The following is a 1,814-nucleotide window of genomic DNA, read 5'->3' as shown; positions in this document are numbered from 1 at the left end:
GGGGCCGGAAACGAACGGTCTCTCGTGCAGCCTTCGACCACGCAGGATCGCTTCGAAATCCTGCGCGCTGTTGAGTGACAAAACTCGCGACCGCCTGACGACTGATCAAGTGACGGTATCGCCAGGTTCCTCGCGGTTCAGCTGCCGCACCGCATCGAGCAGTTCCTCGACCGCCTGCTCTGCCGCCGCGAGTTTGATGGCAACCATCAGATCCTTGCGTCCCGCCATGGCCAAGAACGTGGAGAGCACCTCGTCGGAGTGGCGCGCCAGCGCGATCAGGTGCGCACCGCTCGGACCGTATGCGCCCGAGAACCAGTTCTTCACCGTTTTCTCGTTGGCCCCCGTCCAGGCCGCCACGGTCTTTACACCCGCCCGACTATCTCCAAGCGACCGTTTCAAAGCAGCTGCGATTTCTTCAACGAAGCCGCCATTCGTGGGCTGCTCCGCTTTTCCATTATATCCGTGTTCCCTTGGAAAGAACTTGCCCTTTTTCGGAAACGACATTCCACCCTCCTTCGCTTTACATGGACGGGAAGAATTCAGCCGTTGATTCCGACGGGAGCGATGGATTTGCCCGGAATTACGCATGTGAGCGGTCGTTGGGCGACCCATACGGACACGAGCGCCGCGCCACCTGAGAAGGATGTGCCGGCGGTCGCCTATGTGCGGATGTCGACCGATCACCAGAAGTACTCCACCGAGAACCAGCTCGATGTCATTCGCAGCTATGCCGAGGCTCGTGGCCTGACCATTCTGCGTACGTATGAGGACACCGGACGATCGGGATTACGGCTCGACGGCCGTGAGGCACTGCAAAACCTGATGGCAGAAGTCCAATCCGGTCACGCCGATTTCAAGGCGATCCTTGTATATGACGTCAGCCGCTGGGGCCGGTTTCAGGATGCGGACGAAGGCGCATATCACGAACATGTCTGCTCCCGCGCGGGGATCCGCGTCCACTACTGCGGCGAGCAGTTCGAGAACGACGGCAGCATCGGCTCCAACCTCCTGAAGACCGTCAAACGCGTGATGGCCGGCGAATACAGCCGCGAGCTTTCGGTGAAGGTCTTTGCCGGGCAATGCCGCCTCGTAGAGCTGGGCTATCGCCAAGGCGGCGCAGCGGGTTTCGGGCTGCGGCGCGTGCTGATCGACGAGCACGGAAATGCCAAGGGTGAGTTGTCGCGCGGCGAGCAGAAGAGCCTCCAGACCGACCGGGTGATTCTGGTGCCCGGTCCCGACGATGAGCAGCGGGTCGTTCGGCGGATGTACGAGATGTTCGTGAATGAGGGGCGTCCCGAACGCGAGATCGCGGAGGTTCTGAACGCCGAAGGGCACCGTACCGATCTCGACCGACCGTGGACCCGGGCGACCGTCCACCAAGTGTTGACCAACGAAAAATACATCGGGAACAACGTCTTCAACAAGGTATCGTTCAAGCTGAAGCAGCGCCGTGTCATGAACCCGCGGGATATGTGGATCCGGGCCGAAGGCGCCTATCCATCAATCGTCGACAAGGCGCTTTTCCTGCGCGCCCGGGAGATCGTGGACGCGCGCAGTCGCCATTTCTCGGACGAAGAACTGCTGGAAGCCCTCCGGGCGATCCTGAAACGGCAGGGCGCGCTGTCCGGCCTGATCATAGACGAAGAGAACGATCTGCCCTCGTCCAGCGCCTATCGCAGCCGCTTTGGCAGCCTGCTGCGCGCCTATCGCCTCATCGGCTATGAGCCGGAGCGGGACTACCGCTACATCGAGATCAACAAGGCCCTGCGCGCGGCCCAGCCCCAGGTCGTTGAGGAAATCGCGGAGGGCGTGGC

General features: G+C 61.5%; 2 protein-coding genes. One reads left to right on the top strand and one right to left on the bottom strand.

Features of this window, described 5'->3' with window-relative positions; all coding sequences use genetic code 11:
• Positions 1–105: 105 nt before the first annotated feature.
• Entirely contained in the window at positions 106–504 is a 399-nt protein-coding gene (locus tag E1297_RS02240) for a hypothetical protein (RefSeq protein WP_155133358.1), read from the bottom strand.
• 84 nt (positions 505–588) lie between these two features.
• Here E1297_RS02240 and E1297_RS02235 point away from each other — a divergent pair.
• Positions 589–1,814 (top strand): recombinase family protein (locus E1297_RS02235; protein WP_368669438.1); only part of this gene is annotated, 1,226 nt, incomplete at its 3' end.

It is taken from the genome of Roseibium sp. RKSG952 (genome assembly GCF_009711355.1).
The sequence above is the reverse complement of the archived record's forward strand: the minus strand, read 5'-3'. Positions and strand labels throughout refer to the sequence as shown.

Bases quoted from the DNA above. Each gene is read 5' to 3' on its own strand.
- E1297_RS02240 (WP_155133358.1), bottom strand. From the start codon at position 504: ATGTCGTTTCCGAAAAAGGGCAAGTTCTTTCCAAGGGAACACGGATAT.